Source organism: Pseudomonas sp. EL_65y_Pfl1_R83 (assembly GCF_963970695.1).
GTDB classification, from domain to species: domain Bacteria; phylum Pseudomonadota; class Gammaproteobacteria; order Pseudomonadales; family Pseudomonadaceae; genus Aquipseudomonas; species Aquipseudomonas tritici.
In genome coordinates this window covers 1-521 of record NZ_CAXAQI010000252.1, presented here as the reverse complement: position 1 = coordinate 521, position 521 = coordinate 1, and the positions used below count along the sequence as shown (strand labels likewise).

The following is a 521-nucleotide window of genomic DNA, read 5'->3' as shown; positions in this document are numbered from 1 at the left end:
TTCAACCTCGAACGCCTCGATGGCGACCGCTATCGCATCAAGCTGGCGGTGGCAGGCTTTGGCCGCGATGAGATCGAGATCACCGCGCAGCAGAATCTGTTGCAAGTGAAGGGCCGCAAGGATGAGAAAGAGGCCGCATCCTCCTCGTTCCTCCACATCGGCATTGCCAATCGCAGCTTTGAGCGTCGTTTCGAACTCGCCGATTTCGTGCGGGTCGAAGACGCCCGGCTCAACGACGGCCTGCTCACCATCGACCTGGTCCGCGAAGTGCCCGAGGCGATGAAGCCCAAGACGATCGCGATCAAGACCGGCACCCCGCTGGAAGCGGACGAGGACAAAGGCGCGGCGCAAGCGCCATAATCCAGAGTTCGTGTTTTTTTTGGGCGTCCGGGGTCTTCCCGGACGCTTTTTTTGGGCGGAGTTCCCCGTTCAAATAGTTTGCGCCTCAACCTCTTCGGAGATCGCCTCAGTTGGTACAATGGGGGAGATGATATGGCGCTGACAATTTCAGAGCTTTCGCT

At 58.7% G+C, this 521-nt stretch carries 1 protein-coding gene; it reads left to right on the top strand.

The window, feature by feature from the left end; genetic code table 11:
- On the top strand, positions 1-360 hold a 360-nt coding region (locus AACY08_RS28690), incomplete at its 5' end, for an Hsp20 family protein (protein ID WP_339472471.1).
- Between the last annotated feature and the right edge of the window lie 161 nt (positions 361-521).